This window comes from Priestia aryabhattai B8W22 (genome assembly GCF_000956595.1).
Classification (GTDB): domain Bacteria; phylum Bacillota; class Bacilli; order Bacillales; family Bacillaceae_H; genus Priestia; species Priestia aryabhattai.
The window spans coordinates 1-18,019 of the sequence record NZ_JYOO01000017.1 but is presented as its reverse complement, the minus strand read 5'-3'; the positions used below and the strand labels follow the sequence as shown (position 1 = coordinate 18,019).

Here is an 18,019-nt window from a genome sequence, read left to right as displayed (position 1 = left end):
GCTAAGATATAGTCAATCACAGTAAAAGGGGAGAGCGGATATGATTGAAATCAAAGGTGTGACGAAATATTTTAAAGAGAAAAAGCAAACAATTGCAGCTGTTCAAGATATTCATGTAACCATCGCACAAGGAGAAATTGTAGGACTATTAGGTGAAAATGGAGCGGGGAAAACAACTCTTTTACGTATGCTGTCGACTGTACTTGAACCATCGGAAGGTAATATGTTCATTCACGGAATTAACATTCATAAACAGCCTGATAAAATAAAGCAAAAAATCGGCGTGCTTTTTGGCGGTGAAACAGGTTTATACGACCGTTTGACAGCTCGTGAAAACTTAGCTTATTTTGCTAAGTTTTATGGAATGAGCAAACATGAAACAAAGATAAGGATTGAGGAACTGGCCAAACGTTTTGGAATGAAAGACTACTTGGACCGCCGCGTCGGAGGCTTTTCAAAAGGAATGCGTCAAAAAGTAGCCATTGCACGCACTATTCTTCATAACCCGGACGTTATCCTATTTGATGAACCGACTACAGGATTAGACATTACATCAGCAAACATGTTTCGCGAGCTTATTAAAAGTCTGCAAAGAGAAGGAAAAACGATTATTTTTTCCAGTCACATTATGGAAGAAGTAGAGATGCTGTGTCAGTCGATCATCATGATTCATAAAGGGAAAATGATTTATCAAGGAACAAACGAACAGCTGTATAAAGAAGAAGAAAGCACAGATTTAAACTACATCTTCATGTCCCGTATCGTGAGGGGGGCTTAATATGATTTGGCACATCTATAAAAAAGAGTTGATTGATTGTTTTCGAGACCGCAAAACCATTATTTTTAGCGTGTTGATTCCCATTTTATTAAATGTAGGAATTATCCTTTTTGTAGACAAAATGATGGCCAGTGATCAAACAGATTCCATGTCGGTAGCTGTTACAAAAGGTTCTGATGCCAGTGTAATCGACTGGCTAAAAAACGATGACAGTATCAAAGTAATTGAAAGCAAAAATCCACTCAGCGCTGTAGAAGAAGGAAACGCATTAGCGGCTTTAAAGCTGTCGGACAATTTTTCTTCAGAAGTGCTTAACATGAAATCGCCAGAAGTTACTATTTATACGGATGAGGCGAGCATGAACTCAAGTGCTACAGCGGAGTATATACAAAATATCTTGAATAAACATCGAGAAGCCATAGTCAGCGAACGCTTAAATCAATTAAATGTAAATAGCCAAACCGTTGCCCCATTTAATGTAATTGAAAAAGGATTATCTAAAGACGATGACGGTTCTTTAACAATGATTGCGATGTTTGCGCCAATGATTATCATTATGGGCGTTTTGGGGGGGATTCTTCCTTCAGCAAATGATATTTTTGCAGGTGAAAAAGAACGGAAGACGATGGAAGCTCTATTGATGTCTCCTGTAAAACGAACGCAATTATTGATTGGGAAATGGCTTACAATCTCGACATTTGGTATACTGAGCGGTCTTTTGTCCACATTTACATTTGTTCTGTCTGTACGTTATTTAACAACCGCATTAAATGATGCACTGCAGCTCAACGGTCATTTTATAACCTTTATCTTCTCGTTTTTAGTCACCCTTACCCTGCTAGCACTGCTAGGAGCTATGGTATTATGCATTCTTAGCCTTTTGGCGAATTCGGTTAAAGAAGCGCAGAGCTATACATCTCAAATTATGATGGTAGCCATGCTTCCATACTTTTTACTAATAGGGAAATCCGTACACGAGCTGGACTCAAGCGTATTTTTAATTCCTATTTATAACGTATTTGCACTTATGAAACAACTTCTCTACGGTGTCTACGACATGCAGAGTCTTGTCTATACAATAGGAAGCTTGTCGATTTGTACAGTTGTTTTATTTGTCCTTGGTCATACGATGTTTACGAAAAGCCGCTGGGTGCTTGGTAAAGGTTAAGAGATTGGGCAAAAGTAGTTTAGTTGAAGGAAAGTCCGAACGAGTGATCGTTCGGTTTTTTTTATTGAAATGGTGAACGTAGGTTTCAAGTATGCAGTTAGTTGCTTCTAGCTGTTGATTGGAGGGAAAGACGGAGACTCTTGCGGGAAAAGCGGAACAGGTGAGACCCACAGGAGCGGAAGCGACGAGGAGGCTTACCGTCCGCCCGCGGAAAGCGAAGTCTTGCACGGAAAGCAACAGTGGTATAACAAGCAGTCCAGCTCATGTATCCCATTTATCGGTCTCTAGATTGAAGTGATCTCGTTATGTCTCAGCCTTTTTTTGTAGAGAAATAGAAATTAAAAGAGAATGTAGAAAGAAAGGAAAGGAGAGTGAGACAGCTGCAGCCTATTATAGTAGAAGAAATTCCTCATTCTATAAAAAAATATGTAAAGCAAAGCGAAAAAGTGACGTTTCCAAAGCAAGTGTGGACATCGGATGTCGGTATTCTTCATACCGCTAAAGGGAGATATGTTTTAAAGCGAGCAAAAGGGGAAAAGTACAGAAAATGGTTATTTAAGGAATATTATGTATTAAAAAATATAAAAACGCTGGAGAAATTTCGAAGTCCGAATGCTTACGAGTTTGTTCAACCCCCAGAACAAAGCTGGCTGCTGCTAGAATTTTTTGAAGGAAAGACGGTAAGAGAGTATTTAGAGAAAGAAGATAATGAAAAAAAGCGCGAGCACATTGTCTATGAAATGGGGCGTCTTTACAGGTAAAGAGCGCGCGGCTTTTTTAAGGGATATGGCAAGGGGATTCCACAGGGCGAATTTTGTTATTTTGCAGAAGGTTTGTACGAGTTTTCTTAAGGAATAATGACATCATTTTCTTCATTTGTTGAACGTCCACTTTCTTTGACGAATTCATACTAGTTTTGTCACGTATGAAGGGATTTAAAAATTTCTCTCGAAATGGCTAGTAAATGAAAAAAATGGAGGGATGGAACATGATGATGAAAACAGTAGATGTGGCAAAGTCGCTGGGAATACATCCAAGTACGGTATTAAAGTGGGTCAAAATGGCGGATATCGAGCTAGAGAGAAATGAATCGGGACACTGTGAGTTTACAGAAGAAAATATTGAAGCACTTAGAAACTTTCAAAAAAACCGCAATCGTCAAGCCGTCGTCAAAGTGGTAGAAAAAGTAGTAGAAAAAGAGGAAGTCGTTATATCTGATGAACGTGCACAAGATATGCAAAAGCAGCTTGATCAGCTTTTTTTAAGACTGATTGAAAATGAAAAGCGTACAGAAGAAAAAGCGGGAGAAGTAGTAACCTTTCAAATTTTAGAGCATCGTTCAGAAATCGATCGATTAAATAAAGTTATTACGAAATTAGAAAATCGCGTAGTGGAACTTGAAAGTCAGTTAAAAAGTGAAGACAGCTTAAAAGGTAAAAAGCCTGTTCCGAGATGGAGAAGCTTTTTAACCGGTATTTTTAGCTACTAGCAGCGATTTACCATAACGGTAAATCGCTTTTTTTATGGAATTTTATGAAAAATACATCAATTCGTACAGGTTTGTGGAAAAAAATCTCAATAATAGTTGACGAAACGCTTAGTAATTTGATAAAACTAATTAAGTTAAGAAAGTGAAATACTTTCGTAAATACATATTCGTTATCATGCGATAGCGTTAAGGAGAGTGACATGTGAAAAAAAGAGAAGAGCTCGTTCAAGAAATGGAGACGCTGTTTCGCTTTGTGTTCAGACAGCTTCGCCAAGAAATTAATGAAGTATACAATTCAGAGCTATCAACAAATGAATTTATGGTGCTTCGCATGCTGGTTGATTCCGGGAGGCAGCGATCAACTGATTTATCCAAGTATCTTCAAGTGTCAGCAAGCCACATTACGGCGGTAACCGACTTGCTTTTGTCAAAAGGCTACATTGCACGCAAACGGTCTGAAAATGATCGACGTATTATTGATATTGAACTGACCAAGGAAGGACAGGATATTTTTAATGTGATTCAACAAAAAAAACGAGCGTATTTCCTTGAGCGTTTTGAGCACTTTACAGATAAAGAAATTGAAACGGTGAATAAACTGTTTCACAAAATTAAAGGTGATCAAAAATAAAGCGCTTTAAATGCGGGAAAATAATCAGTGGATACGGCCTTCACTGGTTATTTTTTTTGCTCAAAACGGAAAGAGTACAAGAAGCAAGTTAGTTGGTGAGAACATCAAATCAGCGTATAATAATAGAAAGAACACATGAAGGAGGTCATCTTTTTGACAGAACAATATGAAGTAGCAACTTTTGCCGGCGGCTGTTTTTGGTGTATGGTGAAGCCCTTTGATGAACAGCCAGGCATTATAAAAGTTGTATCTGGCTATACAGGCGGTCACAAAGAGAACCCGACGTACAAAGAAGTATGCTCAGAAACAACGGGCCACTATGAAGCGGTCCAAATTACATTTGACCCAGAAGTTTTTCCATATGAAAAGCTTTTAGAACTATACTGGCCTCAAATTGATCCAACGGATGCAGGCGGACAATTTGCGGATCGAGGCGATTCATATCGAACAGCTATCTTTTATCACAATGAACACCAAAAGGCACTAGCTGAAGAATCGAAGCAACAATTAGAAGCAAGCGGTCGTTTTTCTGAGCCGATTGCTACACAAATTCTACCGGCAAAACCGTTTTATGAAGCGGAAGAATACCATCAAGGTTACTATAAGAAAAATAAATTCCGCTATGCGATGTATCGACGAGGATCTGGACGTGATCGTTTTATTAAAGAAAACTGGAAAGACTTTGGCCGTGATGAGCAGCTGAAAACGACATTAACGCCTATTCAATATGAAGTTACTCAAAATGACGCAACGGAACCTCCGTTTCGCAATGAATTTTGGGATCATACAGAAGATGGTATTTATGTAGATATCGTATCAGGAGAGCCGTTGTTTAGTTCAACTGATAAATATGATGCTGGATGCGGATGGCCGTCTTTCACAAAAGCGATTAATAAAGATGAAGTAAAAGAAAATATGGACGTTAGTCATAATATGGTTCGTACAGAAGTACGAAGCAAAACGGCTAACTCTCATTTAGGTCATTTATTTGATGATGGTCCGCAAGATGCAGGCGGCCTGCGCTACTGCATCAACTCAGCAGCTCTTCGCTTTGTTCCGAAGGAAGATTTAGAAAAAGAAGGATACGGGGAATACGCTGTTTTATTTAACAAATAAAACAATATGAAAAAAAGAGCGTGATTCAACTTAAAGTTGGCTCACGCTCTTCTTTTTGTGCTTTCTTTTGTTTTATTTTGGCTCGAATGAGGCTATAGAGAAAAAGGAAAGGAATGTAGCCATAAATAAAGTAAAAGCCGGTCATGGATAATCGTGTATTAAGATGATCGATGGTTTCTCGATCATCAAAGAAAATAGAAAAACCAAGAAGGGCAATAAGAACTAATATGAGAAAAATCGTAGGCGGCTTATTAAATGTTTTACTAAATCCACGAATTGTACACCATACGCTGACAGCAATAGTAGGAAGAACGACTAAAAGCCACAGAGAAATTAAAATATATTCAAAACGCTGTAAAAATGGAATTTCAATAATTTTAGCCATCGTTAAAGTTGGCCAGATGGTATGGCCTAACTGTCCTTGACTAAAGTAAGCAAATGATACTAATGCCGTGCACAAATATAAAAAAGTACTGAACAAAACGCCATATTGCCCCCACTTCTGACTAGTAGCGCCATTTTTTATAAATGGATAGAAAAAAAGCACGGATTCAAATCCCAAATTCTCAAAGGTCATCATTTTAGTTGAAATTAAAAATTCCCATATTGTGTGGTCAAATAAAGGAAATAAATTATTAAGATGCCCATACTTTAACGGATAGAGTAAGGCAAATACAAGCGGCAAGGGAAGCATGACCCCAAAAAAGGCAATTCCAGTAATCACACGGAACCCACCGGAAACTGTGTAGTAAATAATAGGTAAGTAAACGAGTGATACAATCCATGTTTCTAACTGCGGAAACATCCATATTTGTAAAATCTCTACATACGTTCGGTAAATGGTTAACGCAAAAATAAAATAATAAGCTGATGCCGCAAGAGTTAAAGCACCTCCAAGATACTTTCCAAAATATAGCCGGTGAATATCAACGATATCACTGTTTTCACGGGTTAAGATATTAAAAATCATTGCTAATAAAATACAGGTGCTGATCGCTGCAAGGATGACAGATATCCATGCTTCATATCCGGCACCTTTAATAATATAACGCTGAAATCCTAGTATTCCAACGCCAATCTGAGTAGAGTGGACTAAGAAAAAAAGAAAAGAAGGGGAAACTTGGTTTTCTTCTTTAATTGTATTGTGCATCTTTTCTTCCTCCTAGTTGCTAATACCGGTTTGAATAAGGTGAACGCGAGCTTTTACTTCAATATTCATATCCGGATATTGCGCTTTGAATTTTTCACTGTTAAACCCTCGCGTTTTACTTCGAACATAATCTGTAAAACAAATGGGGTCGATTTTGTGCCTCTGAAGCTTCTTAATAAAGGCATCCCCATCTTTTTCAATATCTTTTTGAAGCGTTTTTTCAACCATTTTAATACGAGTCGGGTCTGTTAAATCTATCCATCCAGGAAACTCTTTTACAAGTCCATCGATAGTTAAGTGTGCAACAATACTTGGATGTTGATGATTTCCTTTAATTTCATACTTTGTTTTGGTGCGCAAGTTTTGCAGTATAATTTCGCCTTTACGGTCATTTTCTTTAATTGTTACTGAGTAGCGGCCGTGCTTTGTTCCGCTTGTTAGCAGCTTAAATAAAAACGTTTCTTTCATTCCGATGGTTGTAACGACTTTTTGTTGTTTAAAAAGCGCTAGACCCTTTAATTTAATAGCATCTTTTTCTTGGGCTAAAACGGGAAGATACGGATCACGGTCATCGCTAAAAAAACTGAATAAAAAAATTTGTAAATTAGTGTTAGGCAAATTTTCTGTGCGGATATTTTGTTCGATTAAATTAGAAATAAACTGATAGTCCTTAATTTTCTTTTTTGTAACAGAACTCAATAATTCATGTGCGTTGCCATCTACAATGCTTAATTTAATATTACGTCCAAGGTCTGGATTTCTAGCAATTGTATTTACTAATTCATCCACGCCGTGTGTTGCAAATTCTTTTCCCATGACAATGCTCCTCAGCTGCCCAAAAGCGACCGGAAGAGATGATTTATTGTTTAAGCGGAGTGGAATATCAAATGATGAATTAGCAGTAGCCGCAATAATACTAGGTTCTTCCGTTGGCCCGTACTTATAGATAGGGTATAAAATAGTTCCTCTGACTTTATTGCTTTGAGGAATATAATCATATCCTATGGAGTTAACTACTTGAATTTCGTCAATTGTTTCACGGTCTGCACAGCTCGTTAAAAAAGTAAGGCAAGTGCATAAAATAAGTATTCTCTTCATGACGTTTCCCCGCTTTACTCATTATCTAAATTACTTTTTCGTTTAGTCTTATTCGCTTTATTAGGGTTATAGCGAAAGCGTTCTAAAGGACGCAAGTAGCTTGGCCGCTTCGCTGTATGACTATACGGCAAGCGCAAAAAGGTATCTCTGTACTCTGTTGGACGAAACGGAAAAAGCGGAACAAGATAAGGCATGCCCAAAGACTTTAAACGAAGCAAATGAACCAGCAAGAAACAAAAGCCAAAGGTGATGCCGACTAAACCAAACGCAGTAGCAAACAAAATAAACGGAAACCGTAGCAGCCGGATCGTGTTAGACATTTTAAAAATAGGCGTTGTAAAAGAGGCTAAAGCTGTCAGTGAAACAATAATAAGCAGAATATTACTTGTTAACGCCGCTTCGACTGTTGCTTGCCCAATAACAATCCCGCCTACGATTCCCAGTGTTTGTCCTACTTTTGTTGGAAGCCTGGCTCCGGCTTCTCGAAGCAGTTCAATGGTAATTTCTAAAAAGAGTACTTCGATGACCGGTGGAAAAGGAACGTTTGTCCTTGAAAAAATAATAGGACCCAGCAAATCTTTTGGAAGCATCTCATAATGATACGTAACAATCGCTACATAAAGAGGCGTAGCAAAAATAGAAAAAAAGACGCCTAAAATACGAATAACTCGGAAAAATGACCCTAGAACCCACGGTAAATAGTAGTCTTCAGGCGAAATAAAGAAGTCAAGCAGCGTTGACGGACCTGTAACTGCGTAGGGTGAACCGCTTGAAAAGAAGGCAGCTTGCCCGTTTAACAAACTGAACAGGACTCGGTCGATCCGCTCTGTTGTTAAAAAAAGCGGAAACGCCGTAGAAGAATTATCGGAAATTAATTGATCAAGCATTGTACTATCAAAAATGACGTCGAAATCTATATCTTCAAGGCGCTGGGTCATAGTGTCTACGTGCTGAGGGTTCGTTACGCCTTCTAAGTAAACAAGCACCACGCGCGTTTTCGATTTATTTCCTACGGTGAGTTCTTTAAAAATAAGGTTTTCAGAAATGACCGTTTTTCTCATTAAATAGAGATTGACATCTAAATCCTCTACAAAACCAATTTTAGGACCGACGACGCTGAACTCATTTTCTGTTTCATTTTCTTTTCGAAACCCCGTATCAAAGCTTTGAACTTTAATAAGAGCTACTAGCTTATCGTCTTTATGCAGTTGAAACATCACATAGCCGCGCAGCATCTTTTCTAAAATTTCTTTTGTATCTCTTGTAACTGAAATATCTTCAATCGGCAGAACGTTTTCGACTTCATGTACACTGCTTAACGTGAAGTCTAGTTTTTGAAAAGGCTCGAGTATTTTATCTTCAACGCTTTGCATGTTTACGAGCTGTTTAAAATACGTAATGATGTATTTTCGATGCTGTGAGCCAATGGCTAACGTCATAAAATCACTTGATTTTTTAAACTGTTTGATCAGTTCATCCAGTGATTTTTTTGGCTGATCGTCTGCATTCTTTTTTTTAAATAAATGTTTAAACATAACCGTGCCCCTCGCATGACTTTCTATTACTGGTAGTTTGTTCATGTACTTCCTTTTTATTCGACTATTTTTTCTCAAGAAGAAAGGAAGAATATAAAGACAAACTTTACACTCTTTTACAGTAGATAAACAGTAGATTTACGTTTGAATGGTAACTTTAGACATGTCGAAGATAATGAAATAAAGGAGCGGGTACATTTATATGAAGAAAAAATTAGCAGGTATTACACTAGCAGGAGCAGTAGCATTGGCCTCGTTTGGTTTAGGAAACTCACTTATTCAAACGGAAGCAAAAGTGGAGCATAAGTCAGCTAAGAAACCCCAAAATGTCATTATGATGGTAATGGACGGGACGAGTTCAAATGCTACTACACTCGCAAGATGGTACAAGGGAAAACCGTTACATATGGATCAGCTGATGGCCGGGGGAGTACGTGCGTATTCGGCGGAATCTGCTATTACAGATTCCGCTCCGGCAGCTACTGCTTTAGCAACAGGAAATAAATCAAATTCAGGTTATGTAGGTGTGCTCCCTTCAGTAGTGAATACACCTGGGGTTAAACCCGTAGAAAAAGAAGATCAATTTCGTCCCGTAGCAAACGTTCTAGAAGGAGCAAAGCTTTCAGGGCGCGCGACAGGAATTGTGGCTACTTCTGAGATCCAGCACGCCACACCAGCTGGTTTTTCAGCCCACAACTACAGCCGTGATGACTTTCAAACGCTAGCGGAGCAGCAAGTGTATCAAAACATTGATGTAGTACTCGGAGGAGGTAAGCAATCTCTTCTACCAGGAAAAGAAGAAAAAAGCCGGAAAGACGATGAAAACTTAGTCAATGTGTTGAATAAAAGAGGATATGACTTTGTAGAAAATAAAAAGGAATTAGAGCAGTCGGGCTCCAAAAAAATCTGGGGGAGCTTCGCTGACCGAGATTTAGCATATGATATGGACCGACCGCAGACAAAAGCAGAACAGCCAAAGTTGTCCCAGATGACAAATAAAGCAATAACAACACTATCCAAAGATAAAGACGGTTTTTTCTTATTTGTTGAAGGAAGCAAAACGGATTGGGCAGCTCATGCCAATGATCCAGTAGGCATGATTAGCGATGTATTAGCGTTTGATGAAGCAGTGGGCAAAGCAGTAGAGTTCGCTAAAAAAGATGGAAATACGATGGTTATTGCGATTGCCGATCACGGAAACAGTGGTCTTTCAATCGGTAATGCAAATACAACAAAAGGATACGATACCACACCTGTTTCTGCTTATATTGATCCATTAAAAAAAGCAAAAATGACGTTAGAAGGCGCTACGTCTAAATTAAAAGAAGATTTATCAAATAAAGAAGAAGTAGCTGCTTTGTATGGTTTATCAAATCTAACTTCAGAGGAAAAAGCGCAGCTGACTAAAGCAAGAGATAAAAAAGAAATCAGTGCTGCACTATCGAAGTTATTAGCCAACCGAGCAAACCTTGGATTCACAACGGGCGGTCATACGGGTGAGGATGTATTTCTGTATTCCTACGGCGTCAATCGACCAATGGGGCACTTTGATAATACGGATATTGCCAAACATATGGCTAAGTCAATGAACATTAACTTAAACGAATTAACAAACGAATTGTTTATTGAAGCAAATAAAGCGTTTAAAGGCTCAAATGTAGCGATTGACTCAAAAGATAAAAACAATCCTGTGCTGGTTGTTACAAACAATAAGCGAACGGTACGTTTTCCAGTAAACAAAAATATTGCGATTGTAAATGGGAAAGAAATGCAGATGGACAGCGTAATTGTACAGGATAAAAAAGGTCGCTTCTTTGTACCGAAACAGGCACAGCAAATTGTAAAAAATGCAGAATAAGAAATGAATGTAAAACAGGCCAAAGTATAACTTTAGGCCTGTTTTTTTACAGATAATAGATGGATAGTTAGGTGTATTAGCCTTTATAGAGAAATGAATTGATTTATTTTACAAATAAATAGCTTTGAACTCTTAAAGGAATGGAAAGTCTTTACCTTTAAATATATGTGATTTACACTATGAAATGGTATAATAATCATAGTTCTAAAAGGAACTAGTTCGGAATACATATGTAAGTTCATAACGTTATATGCTAGAATTTTTATAATAAAATGAATAAAAAATACATAAATTTCTTCAAGTGAAATTAAAAATACAGGGTTATTGAGGGTTGTATGTAAGTAATTACCTTGAATAAAAAGTAAAAAAATGAATAAAAGTATGGGTGGAAGAACGTAGAACATGTTTTAATAGTAAGAGAAGACAAAATGATTGAAAATAGCGTGTTGCCTTTATTAAAAATATTGAATAAAGATTCTGGCATGCTGATTTACAGATTATAAAAAGGGTATTAAATCATTGTTAGGAAAATAAATGATAATAGATAAACGGTTTTTATTTCTTCTTCTAGAAAACCTACAATTATTGCAATATTCCCCATGAACAATCGTTATGTGTTCATTAACGATTAGCGTCCGTGTAGATCATTCATCTCACCATAAAAACACTATAAAGATGTGTAGACATGCATAAAACAGAATGGGCAATAGTTCGTACTATACTTTAACATTGTATCCTAGGGGGAGTCAGGATGAACAAAATTAACTTAATTATTGCCGATGATAACGAAGATTCGGTTGAAATTTTAGATTATTTTATAGAACAGCTTCCGGAATTTGAAGTGATTAGCATCTGCAAAGACGGAGAGCAGCTTGTACAGGAAGTGATGGCTAAGAGCCCAGACCTTTTGCTCGTAGACATTAATATGCCTACGATTAACGGTGTAGATGCCATAAAAAAGTGCCTGCGCATTAAGCCGAATTTAAACTTTATTTTTATCACCGGTTATGATGAATTTGCTGTGAAGGCATTCGAGTTGTCAGCATTGGATTACATTGTAAAACCAATTGAAAAAACCAGACTTTATATGGCGTTAGAGCGGGCAAAAAACTCCATTGGAAGTGATAAAAATCAATCAAAAAAGCCAGGTGAGCAATTAAAAAGACTGCCTGTAAAATTTAATGGATCTACTTATTACATTCCAATTGATCAAATTATTTTTATCGAAAAATCCGGAAAAAAATAGCTTAATCTATACTCAATCACGTGTCTATGAGACATATGAAAATATTAGTGATATCTATATGTATTTGAACCCTTCTGTATTCAGTCAAACACACCGGTCTTATATCGTAAATTTGCAGAAAGTTTCGCACATCACACCAAAAAACGAAACATATCTTGTTTATTTCTTAGAAATTGATGAATATGCTCATATCTCAAAATTAAAAATCCAAGACGTTCAAAAACAGCTGCATCAGTTAATGACAAATTAAGAGATGCTGCTTCTTCTAAAATAGTTATGCTGACGAAAGGACGAAGCTTATGTAAGTTTCGTCTATTTCATGTGTCTGCTTTCGGAATAAATGATAGTAATATAGTTCTTATAAGGAGAGTTAGATAGAAGAAGTAACGTTAAAGTGAAAGGAAAGAAAATGATTTCAATTACTGGTCACTATAATGAATTTACCGTATTTCTTGCTGTCATTGTAGGGATTCTTGCCTCTTATACAGCACTTGATATTGTGAGCAAAATGATGAAAAAACAGCAGAACAATTATTTGTGGCTCACACTGTCAGCAACTTCAATGGGGGTTGGAGTGGGGGCGATGCATTATATTGCGATGCTTGCTTATTATGTTCCTGTTAGCTTTCATTTTGATGCTGTACTTTCTGTCCTTGCTTTAATAACAGCGATTAGCGGATCACTAGGTGCGTTTTGGACATTTTGGAAATGGGGCACGTCGGTATGGTCAGGGCTCATTTTAGGAAGCAGTATTCTGGGTACACATTATATTGCCATGGCAGCAATCGAAACGGAAGCACGGATTCATTATGCCGTGCTATCTGTTTTGCTTTCTATCATCGTTGCTCTAGTCGTTGCATTTTATGCGATGCACTTGTTTTTTCGTTCGAAAAACGTGAAAGCTAATCCGTTTCTCAAACTTGTTAGCTCTATTTTGCTAGGTATTGGCATTTCAGCTATGCATTTCATCAGTATGTATGGAATGAAGCTGCATATTGCACATTCAGTTGCAAGAAAATGGGGCCAGTGGCTGCCGTATCAAGCGCCATTTTCCAATATGATTGCAAGTATCACGATTACGCTACTCATTGTCTTCCTGCTGGTTGCTGCTTTTAAGCGTCAGGAAGAAGTGAGGGAAAGTCAATTAAAAGAAGAGTATTATCAATCTCTTTTTAACTACAATCCCAATATTGTGTGTGCGGTTGATTTATACGGCAATATTCAAACGATTAACCCAAAAGGAATTGAGCTGACAGGATACACGTTAAATAAAATGGAGAAAATCCCGTTTCCTTCTATGTTCAGAGAAGCTGAAAGAGCTGAAGAATATATGTGGAAATCCCTGAGGGGAGACTCTGTATATTATGAGGCAACGCTGATTCGCAAAGATAATCAGTCTGTATATGTTGAAGTAACGCAAATGCCTATTATTGTTCATGATCAAATTAAAGGCAGTTACGTCATCGCCAAAGATGTGACAGATCGAAAAAGGGCTCAACAGCAGCTTCTGGATTTACAAAAAGATTTAAAACGCACGCTTTCACAGCAAGATGGTACCATTTTTAAATTTGTGAAGAACAGTAAAGGATATGTCTATACGATGTGCGAAGGCAAAATGATTCGTGAAATGGGATATGAGGAAATAGATGTTGTCGGAAAAACACCTGAGGAATTTTTACCTGAATCCTACGCAAGAGATAATAGGAGTTACTATGATAAAGCATGGGCGGGAGAGAAAGTGTCGTATGAAGTACTTTTGAACGACTTTGCTTACTATACGAAGTTAACACCTCATATCTACAAAGGAGAAGTACAAGAAGTTATTGGTTCTATAGTAGATATTACTGATCTTCACGAAGCAAGAGAAAAGCTGGCTAAAAGTGAAAGCATGTATCGATCCGTTCTTTCTACAATGTCAGAAGGCGTGGTGTTTCATGACCCTGAAGGTAACTTAATTGCTGCCAATGCATACGCTGCTAAGATTCTAAACGTGCCTTATGACCAAATGTTATCAGTTAACCCGTTTGGTTTAGACTGGGAAATTATTCATCCTGACGGTACACCTTTTGCACTCGAAGACATTCCATCTGTTCGATGTCTTCATACAAAAGAGCCTGTGCGAAATACAGTCATGGGCATTTATTTAAAAGAGAAAAAGTTGACTTGGCTTTCGGTGAATGCTGAACCTCTGCAAGAAAGCAAATATTATAAAGGCGTAGTTGTCACATTTTATGATATTACAAAGCAGCAGGAACAAGAACAAGACCTGCTTCATTCCAATCAGCAAATGATTATAGCCAAAGAAGAAGCCGAAAAAGCCAATCAAGCTAAGTCAGAATTTTTATCAAAAGTAAGCCATGAACTTCGAACGCCTTTAAACAGTATTTTAGGATATGCACAAATATTGGAAGAGCAAGGGGAAAAAGATTTAACGGAAAAACAATTGAATCGTATACGAAAAATTTTAAAAGCAGGTAATCATCTTCTTTATTTAATAAATGAAACGCTGGATTTATCGAAAATTGAATCAGGTCACTTAGCGATTAACCTTGAACCGGTGTCGGTAAAAGAAGCAATTGAAGACGCGCTTAAAATTATGAAACCATTAGCAAAAGATAAGCATAGTATATTTTATACTCGCTTTCACGCATACCAAGAAGTCTTTGTTGAAGTAGATGAACTTCGGTTTCAGCAGATCTTATTAAATCTGCTTACAAACGCCATTAAATATTCGCCTGCTTATCGCGATATCATTATCTATACCGACATCACTCAGCATCACGTAACCATATTGATTGAAGATAGAGGCTTTGGAATTCCAGCTTCAGAATTAAATCGGATTTTTGAGCCTTTCTACCGTGTGAATAGACTAGAAAAAGACGGAACAGGGATTGGGCTGGCGCTTGTAAAGCAGCTTGTTACCTTAATGAATGGAACGTGCGGAGTGCGAAGTAAAGAAGGAAAAGGCAGTACATTTTGGGTTCGTTTTCCCTTAGTACATCCACCTGTTCCTAAACGCTTATCTAATGAAAGGGAAGTCGAGTTATTTTTAGGTTTTTCCATGCCGATCTCCATTGTGTATATTGAGGATAACGATACAAATATTGAGCTTATGCAATCGATTCTTTCTCCATATAAAAATGTTAAGCTCTTAGTTGCCAAAACAGGAGAACACGGTATCGGGCTAATCAGGTCCATTTCACCGGATATAATCTTAATTGATATTGATCTGCCTGATATGAATGGTTTTGAGGTATGCACACAGCTTCAGCTGGAAAAAGAGTTGAAGCATATTCCACGAATCGCCCTGAGTGCAAGTGCGATGCAAAGCGATATCGATCAAGCTTTTTTAGTTGGCTTTAGTGAATACGTAACAAAGCCTATTCATATTTCAACGTTTTTAAATGTATTAAAACGCTTAACAAAAGCTTAACAAAAGTTTAGAGGGCTTTTAATTGACTTATTAGTGAACCTTTTATAAAATAAGAGCAACTTAATACATTTACTTCTTACGGAGTAAAGGGGAGTAGCGTCAGGGAAACCTGAAACAAAGTCGTCATTACATGGAATATTCCATCGGCTTTGTTGGCATAATGATTATGCTTAGCAAGACCTTTGCCATATTTGGCAAAGGTCTTTTTGTGTTTTATTCCGGTAATGAGGATAAATAAACTTATACAAAGAAACGAGAGGGGATTTTTATGGATGCATCGATTTTGTTAGAATATGGATGGGTATTGCTAGTGCTGGTTGCATTAGAAGGAATTTTGGCGGCGGACAATGCGCTTGTGATGGCCATTATGGTCAAACATTTACCGGAAGAAAAACGCAAGAAGGCATTATTTTACGGATTAGCCGGGGCCTTTATTTTTAGATTTGGTTCATTGTTTTTGATTTCATTTTTGGTAGATGTATGGCAGCTTCAAGCCATAGGAGCCATTTACTTATTGTTTATTTCCATTAATCATATTGTGAAGCGATATGTGAAAAAAGGCGATCATGAAAAAGTAAAAGAAACGAACGGAAAAAAGGGCTCAGGTTTCTGGATGACGGTTTTAAAAGTAGAAGTAGCGGACATTGCTTTTGCGGTTGATTCAATTTTGGCTGCTGTGGCTCTTGCTGTTACGTTGCCAACAACCAATCTTCCTAAAATTGGCGGACTCGATGGCGGACAATTCTTGGTGATCTTTGCCGGAGGAATTATGGGATTAATCATTATGCGCTTTGCTGCAACTTGGTTCGTCAAGCTATTAAATACGCGCCCGGGGCTAGAAACGGCGGCTTTTGCTATCGTAGGCTGGGTAGGGGTTAAGCTAGCAGTTTACACTCTTGCTCATCCGGAGTTAGGTATTATTGATGAACACTTCCCTGAATCAAAAGTATGGAAAATTACGTTTTGGGTTGTGTTACTTGGCATAGCAACTTCAGGCTGGTTTCTATCTAAAAATAAAGAACAAACTGCTCTTGAAGGCTCAGAGAAAGAAAAAGATGCCTTAAAGAAAATTGAAAATCAGTAATACAAAAAAATGCGCTTTTAATGCGCGTTTTTTTGTATATTAAGATAAAATACCTAGTTTAAATCGTTTTGAGAAAGGGTAAAAGAACTAACTGGTGTTTAATTACTTTATATCCGAATGTTTTGCTTTTTCGTTCATATTCTGTAAAGAACAGAAAGCAGCGTTAGATAATTCAGTTCAATGAAGTTTATTTCAGTTCATAAACATATATTTCAAATGTATGTTAATTGGTAAAATTGAGCTATTGTGGGTTATAATAAAGAGAAATTAAAAGGAGCAGAGCGCTTCTTAACCCTGTTCGTCATCAAAATAATGGATAGTAGCATGGTATAAAGCAACTGAGTATAGTAAAAGAGGTGAAGCCAATGCTCACAAAAGTTCAAACGCCTCCATCGCTTGAAACGCTTGTACTGACGATTCAGCAAGGGGATAAACAATTACATAACGAAATGATTCAACAATATAAACCGTTTATTGCTAAAGTTGTTTCAGCTGTATGTAAACGTTATATAAGTGAAGCTGACGATGAATTTAGCATTGGTCTGATTGCGTTTAATGAAGCCATTGAAAATTACACAATCCAAAAAGGACGATCCCTTCTTGCATTTGCCGAACTGATTATCAAAAGAAGAGTCATCGACTATATTCGAAAAGAGAAGCGAAACCAAACGCTGCTCTATAACCGAATTGAAAATGAAGGTTTCATTCAAGGTAAGCTAGAAATGGATATATCGCTTTCTAACTATAAGAGGCAAAGTGAAACTTCATATATTCAAGAGGAAATGACTTATTTTTGTCAGACGCTAAAATTGTTTAAATTAACTCTTGAAGACATTATTAACACTTCTCCTAAACATAAGGATGCAAGGGGAAATGCAGTGGAAGTTGCATCTTTTATCGTCAACGAAAAAGAATTAAAAGATAAGCTGTTTTTAAAGCGGCAGCTTCCTATTCGCTTGATTGAAAAACATGTCAAAGTGAGCCGGAAAACAATTGAAAGAAACCGGAAATATATCATCGCGATGGTTATTATATTAGCCGGGGACTACGTATATTTAAAAGACTATATTATGTAAGAAAAAGGCACACGCAGGTGCCTTTTTTAGCCATGTTATGAAGTTATATTTTATTTTTGTGTGCTGCCGCTTAAGTGAGCTTGAGCTTGTTGCACCAAGCGTTTTGTGATTTCTCCGCCTACTGAACCGTTGCTGCGTGCAGCAGTGTCAGAACCTAGAGTTACCCCAAATTCTTGAGCGATTTCGTATTTATATTGATCTAAAAATTGTTCTACTCCTGGTGTTAATAGTTTATTTGTTCTGGCCATGATTAGTCATCTCCTTTTTTAGTTGTACAGCAGTTCACTGCTGTACCTGTATTATTTGTTGTTTACTGTTTTGCATACTGGTAATGGTTTGCAAGAAAGTATAAAAAAG

The 18,019-nt window shown here is 37.4% G+C and carries 17 protein-coding genes and 1 riboswitch; of the genes, 13 read left to right on the top strand and 4 right to left on the bottom strand.

Annotation, left to right across the window (positions count from 1 at the left end):
- Positions 1-40: 40 nt before the first annotated feature.
- From N178_RS14385 to msrA, 7 genes are all read left to right on the top strand, one after another.
- Positions 41-778, top strand: a complete 738-nt coding sequence (locus N178_RS14385) for an ABC transporter ATP-binding protein (RefSeq protein ID WP_045293032.1) — start codon at positions 41-43, stop codon at positions 776-778.
- A 1-nt stretch (position 779) separates the two neighbouring features.
- Entirely contained in the window at positions 780-1,946 is a 1,167-nt protein-coding gene (locus tag N178_RS14380; protein ID WP_045293030.1) for an ABC transporter permease, read from the top strand.
- A 114-nt stretch (positions 1,947-2,060) separates the two neighbouring features.
- Positions 2,061-2,234 carry a hypothetical protein gene (locus N178_RS27045; RefSeq protein WP_169746669.1) on the top strand — a complete coding sequence of 58 codons (174 nt, stop codon included), beginning with the start codon at positions 2,061-2,063 and terminating at the stop codon, positions 2,232-2,234.
- An 83-nt stretch (positions 2,235-2,317) separates the two neighbouring features.
- Complete coding sequence (locus N178_RS14375; protein WP_052942402.1) at positions 2,318-2,707, top strand: hypothetical protein; 390 nt, start codon at positions 2,318-2,320, stop codon at positions 2,705-2,707.
- A 227-nt stretch (positions 2,708-2,934) separates the two neighbouring features.
- Positions 2,935-3,435, top strand: coding sequence for a MerR family transcriptional regulator (locus N178_RS14370; protein WP_045293029.1), 501 nt, complete (start codon positions 2,935-2,937; stop codon positions 3,433-3,435).
- 202 nt (positions 3,436-3,637) lie between these two features.
- Positions 3,638-4,066, top strand: coding sequence for a MarR family winged helix-turn-helix transcriptional regulator (locus N178_RS14365; RefSeq protein WP_045293027.1), 429 nt, complete (start codon positions 3,638-3,640; stop codon positions 4,064-4,066).
- 153 nt (positions 4,067-4,219) lie between these two features.
- The gene (gene msrA, locus N178_RS14360; protein ID WP_080754393.1) at positions 4,220-5,182 is read left to right on the top strand and encodes a peptide-methionine (S)-S-oxide reductase MsrA; all 963 of its coding nucleotides are present in this window, start codon (positions 4,220-4,222) and stop codon (positions 5,180-5,182) included.
- 25 nt (positions 5,183-5,207) lie between these two features.
- Here msrA and N178_RS14355 read toward each other — a convergent pair whose 3' ends face one another.
- The 3 genes from N178_RS14355 to N178_RS14345 are packed head-to-tail and all read right to left on the bottom strand — an operon-like array spanning position 5,208 to position 8,965.
- On the bottom strand, positions 5,208-6,332 hold the full coding sequence (locus tag N178_RS14355) for a GerAB/ArcD/ProY family transporter (RefSeq protein WP_045293025.1): 1,125 nt from the start codon (positions 6,330-6,332) through the stop codon (positions 5,208-5,210).
- Positions 6,333-6,344: 12 nt separating this feature from the next.
- Positions 6,345-7,430 carry a Ger(x)C family spore germination protein gene (locus N178_RS14350; RefSeq protein WP_045293023.1) on the bottom strand — a complete coding sequence of 362 codons (1,086 nt, stop codon included), beginning with the start codon at positions 7,428-7,430 and terminating at the stop codon, positions 6,345-6,347.
- Between the two features lie 14 nt (positions 7,431-7,444).
- Entirely contained in the window at positions 7,445-8,965 is a 1,521-nt protein-coding gene (locus N178_RS14345) for a spore germination protein (protein WP_045293021.1), read from the bottom strand.
- Positions 8,966-9,167: 202 nt separating this feature from the next.
- On the opposite strand from N178_RS14345, the gene N178_RS14340 reads away from it, so the two are divergent.
- The 6 genes from N178_RS14340 (at position 9,168) to sigI (ending at position 17,662) form a co-directional block, all read left to right on the top strand.
- The gene (locus N178_RS14340; RefSeq protein WP_045293019.1) at positions 9,168-10,823 is read left to right on the top strand and encodes an alkaline phosphatase; all 1,656 of its coding nucleotides are present in this window, start codon (positions 9,168-9,170) and stop codon (positions 10,821-10,823) included.
- Positions 10,824-11,574: 751 nt separating this feature from the next.
- Positions 11,575-12,069, top strand: a complete 495-nt coding sequence (locus tag N178_RS14335; RefSeq protein ID WP_237758475.1) for a LytR/AlgR family response regulator transcription factor — start codon at positions 11,575-11,577, stop codon at positions 12,067-12,069.
- Positions 12,005-12,319 carry a LytTR family DNA-binding domain-containing protein gene (locus N178_RS27575; RefSeq protein WP_237758474.1) on the top strand — a complete coding sequence of 105 codons (315 nt, stop codon included), beginning with the start codon at positions 12,005-12,007 and terminating at the stop codon, positions 12,317-12,319. The genes N178_RS14335 and N178_RS27575 overlap by 65 nt, the downstream gene beginning before the upstream one ends.
- Before the next feature lie 159 nt (positions 12,320-12,478).
- Positions 12,479-15,502: a PAS domain S-box protein gene (locus N178_RS14330; protein ID WP_237758473.1), complete on the top strand. Its 3,024-nt coding sequence runs from the start codon at positions 12,479-12,481 to the stop codon at positions 15,500-15,502.
- A gap of 76 nt (positions 15,503-15,578) precedes the next feature.
- Positions 15,579-15,674: riboswitch (yybP-ykoY riboswitch) on the top strand.
- Between the two features lie 96 nt (positions 15,675-15,770).
- A complete protein-coding gene (locus N178_RS14325; RefSeq protein ID WP_045293015.1) occupies positions 15,771-16,586 on the top strand; it encodes a TerC family protein in 816 nt (271 codons plus the stop codon).
- A 365-nt stretch (positions 16,587-16,951) separates the two neighbouring features.
- On the top strand, positions 16,952-17,662 hold the full coding sequence (gene sigI, locus N178_RS14320; protein ID WP_045293013.1) for an RNA polymerase sigma factor SigI: 711 nt from the start codon (positions 16,952-16,954) through the stop codon (positions 17,660-17,662).
- Positions 17,663-17,712: 50 nt separating this feature from the next.
- On the opposite strand, the gene N178_RS14315 is transcribed toward sigI, so the two are convergent.
- Positions 17,713-17,910 carry an alpha/beta-type small acid-soluble spore protein gene (locus N178_RS14315; RefSeq protein WP_013055933.1) on the bottom strand — a complete coding sequence of 66 codons (198 nt, stop codon included), beginning with the start codon at positions 17,908-17,910 and terminating at the stop codon, positions 17,713-17,715.
- Positions 17,911-18,019 lie beyond the last annotated feature (109 nt).

Excerpts from the sequence above, each read along its gene's own strand:
- N178_RS27575 (WP_237758474.1), top strand. The coding sequence starts at position 12,005 with ATGGATCTACTTATTACATTCCAATTGATCAAATTATTTTTATCGAAA.
- N178_RS14330 (WP_237758473.1), top strand. The coding sequence starts at position 12,479 with ATGATTTCAATTACTGGTCACTATAATGAATTTACCGTATTTCTTGCT.
- N178_RS14340 (WP_045293019.1), top strand. The coding sequence starts at position 9,168 with ATGAAGAAAAAATTAGCAGGTATTACACTAGCAGGAGCAGTAGCATTG.
- sigI (WP_045293013.1), top strand. The coding sequence starts at position 16,952 with ATGCTCACAAAAGTTCAAACGCCTCCATCGCTTGAAACGCTTGTACTG.
- N178_RS14385 (WP_045293032.1), top strand. The coding sequence starts at position 41 with ATGATTGAAATCAAAGGTGTGACGAAATATTTTAAAGAGAAAAAGCAA.
- N178_RS14335 (WP_237758475.1), top strand. The coding sequence starts at position 11,575 with ATGAACAAAATTAACTTAATTATTGCCGATGATAACGAAGATTCGGTT.
- N178_RS14355 (WP_045293025.1), bottom strand. The coding sequence starts at position 6,332 with ATGCACAATACAATTAAAGAAGAAAACCAAGTTTCCCCTTCTTTTCTT.
- N178_RS14370 (WP_045293029.1), top strand. The coding sequence starts at position 2,935 with ATGATGATGAAAACAGTAGATGTGGCAAAGTCGCTGGGAATACATCCA.
- N178_RS14345 (WP_045293021.1), bottom strand. The coding sequence starts at position 8,965 with ATGTTTAAACATTTATTTAAAAAAAAGAATGCAGACGATCAGCCAAAA.
- N178_RS14315 (WP_013055933.1), bottom strand. The coding sequence starts at position 17,910 with ATGGCCAGAACAAATAAACTATTAACACCAGGAGTAGAACAATTTTTA.
- N178_RS14380 (WP_045293030.1), top strand. The coding sequence starts at position 780 with ATGATTTGGCACATCTATAAAAAAGAGTTGATTGATTGTTTTCGAGAC.
- N178_RS14350 (WP_045293023.1), bottom strand. The coding sequence starts at position 7,430 with ATGAAGAGAATACTTATTTTATGCACTTGCCTTACTTTTTTAACGAGC.
- N178_RS14325 (WP_045293015.1), top strand. The coding sequence starts at position 15,771 with ATGGATGCATCGATTTTGTTAGAATATGGATGGGTATTGCTAGTGCTG.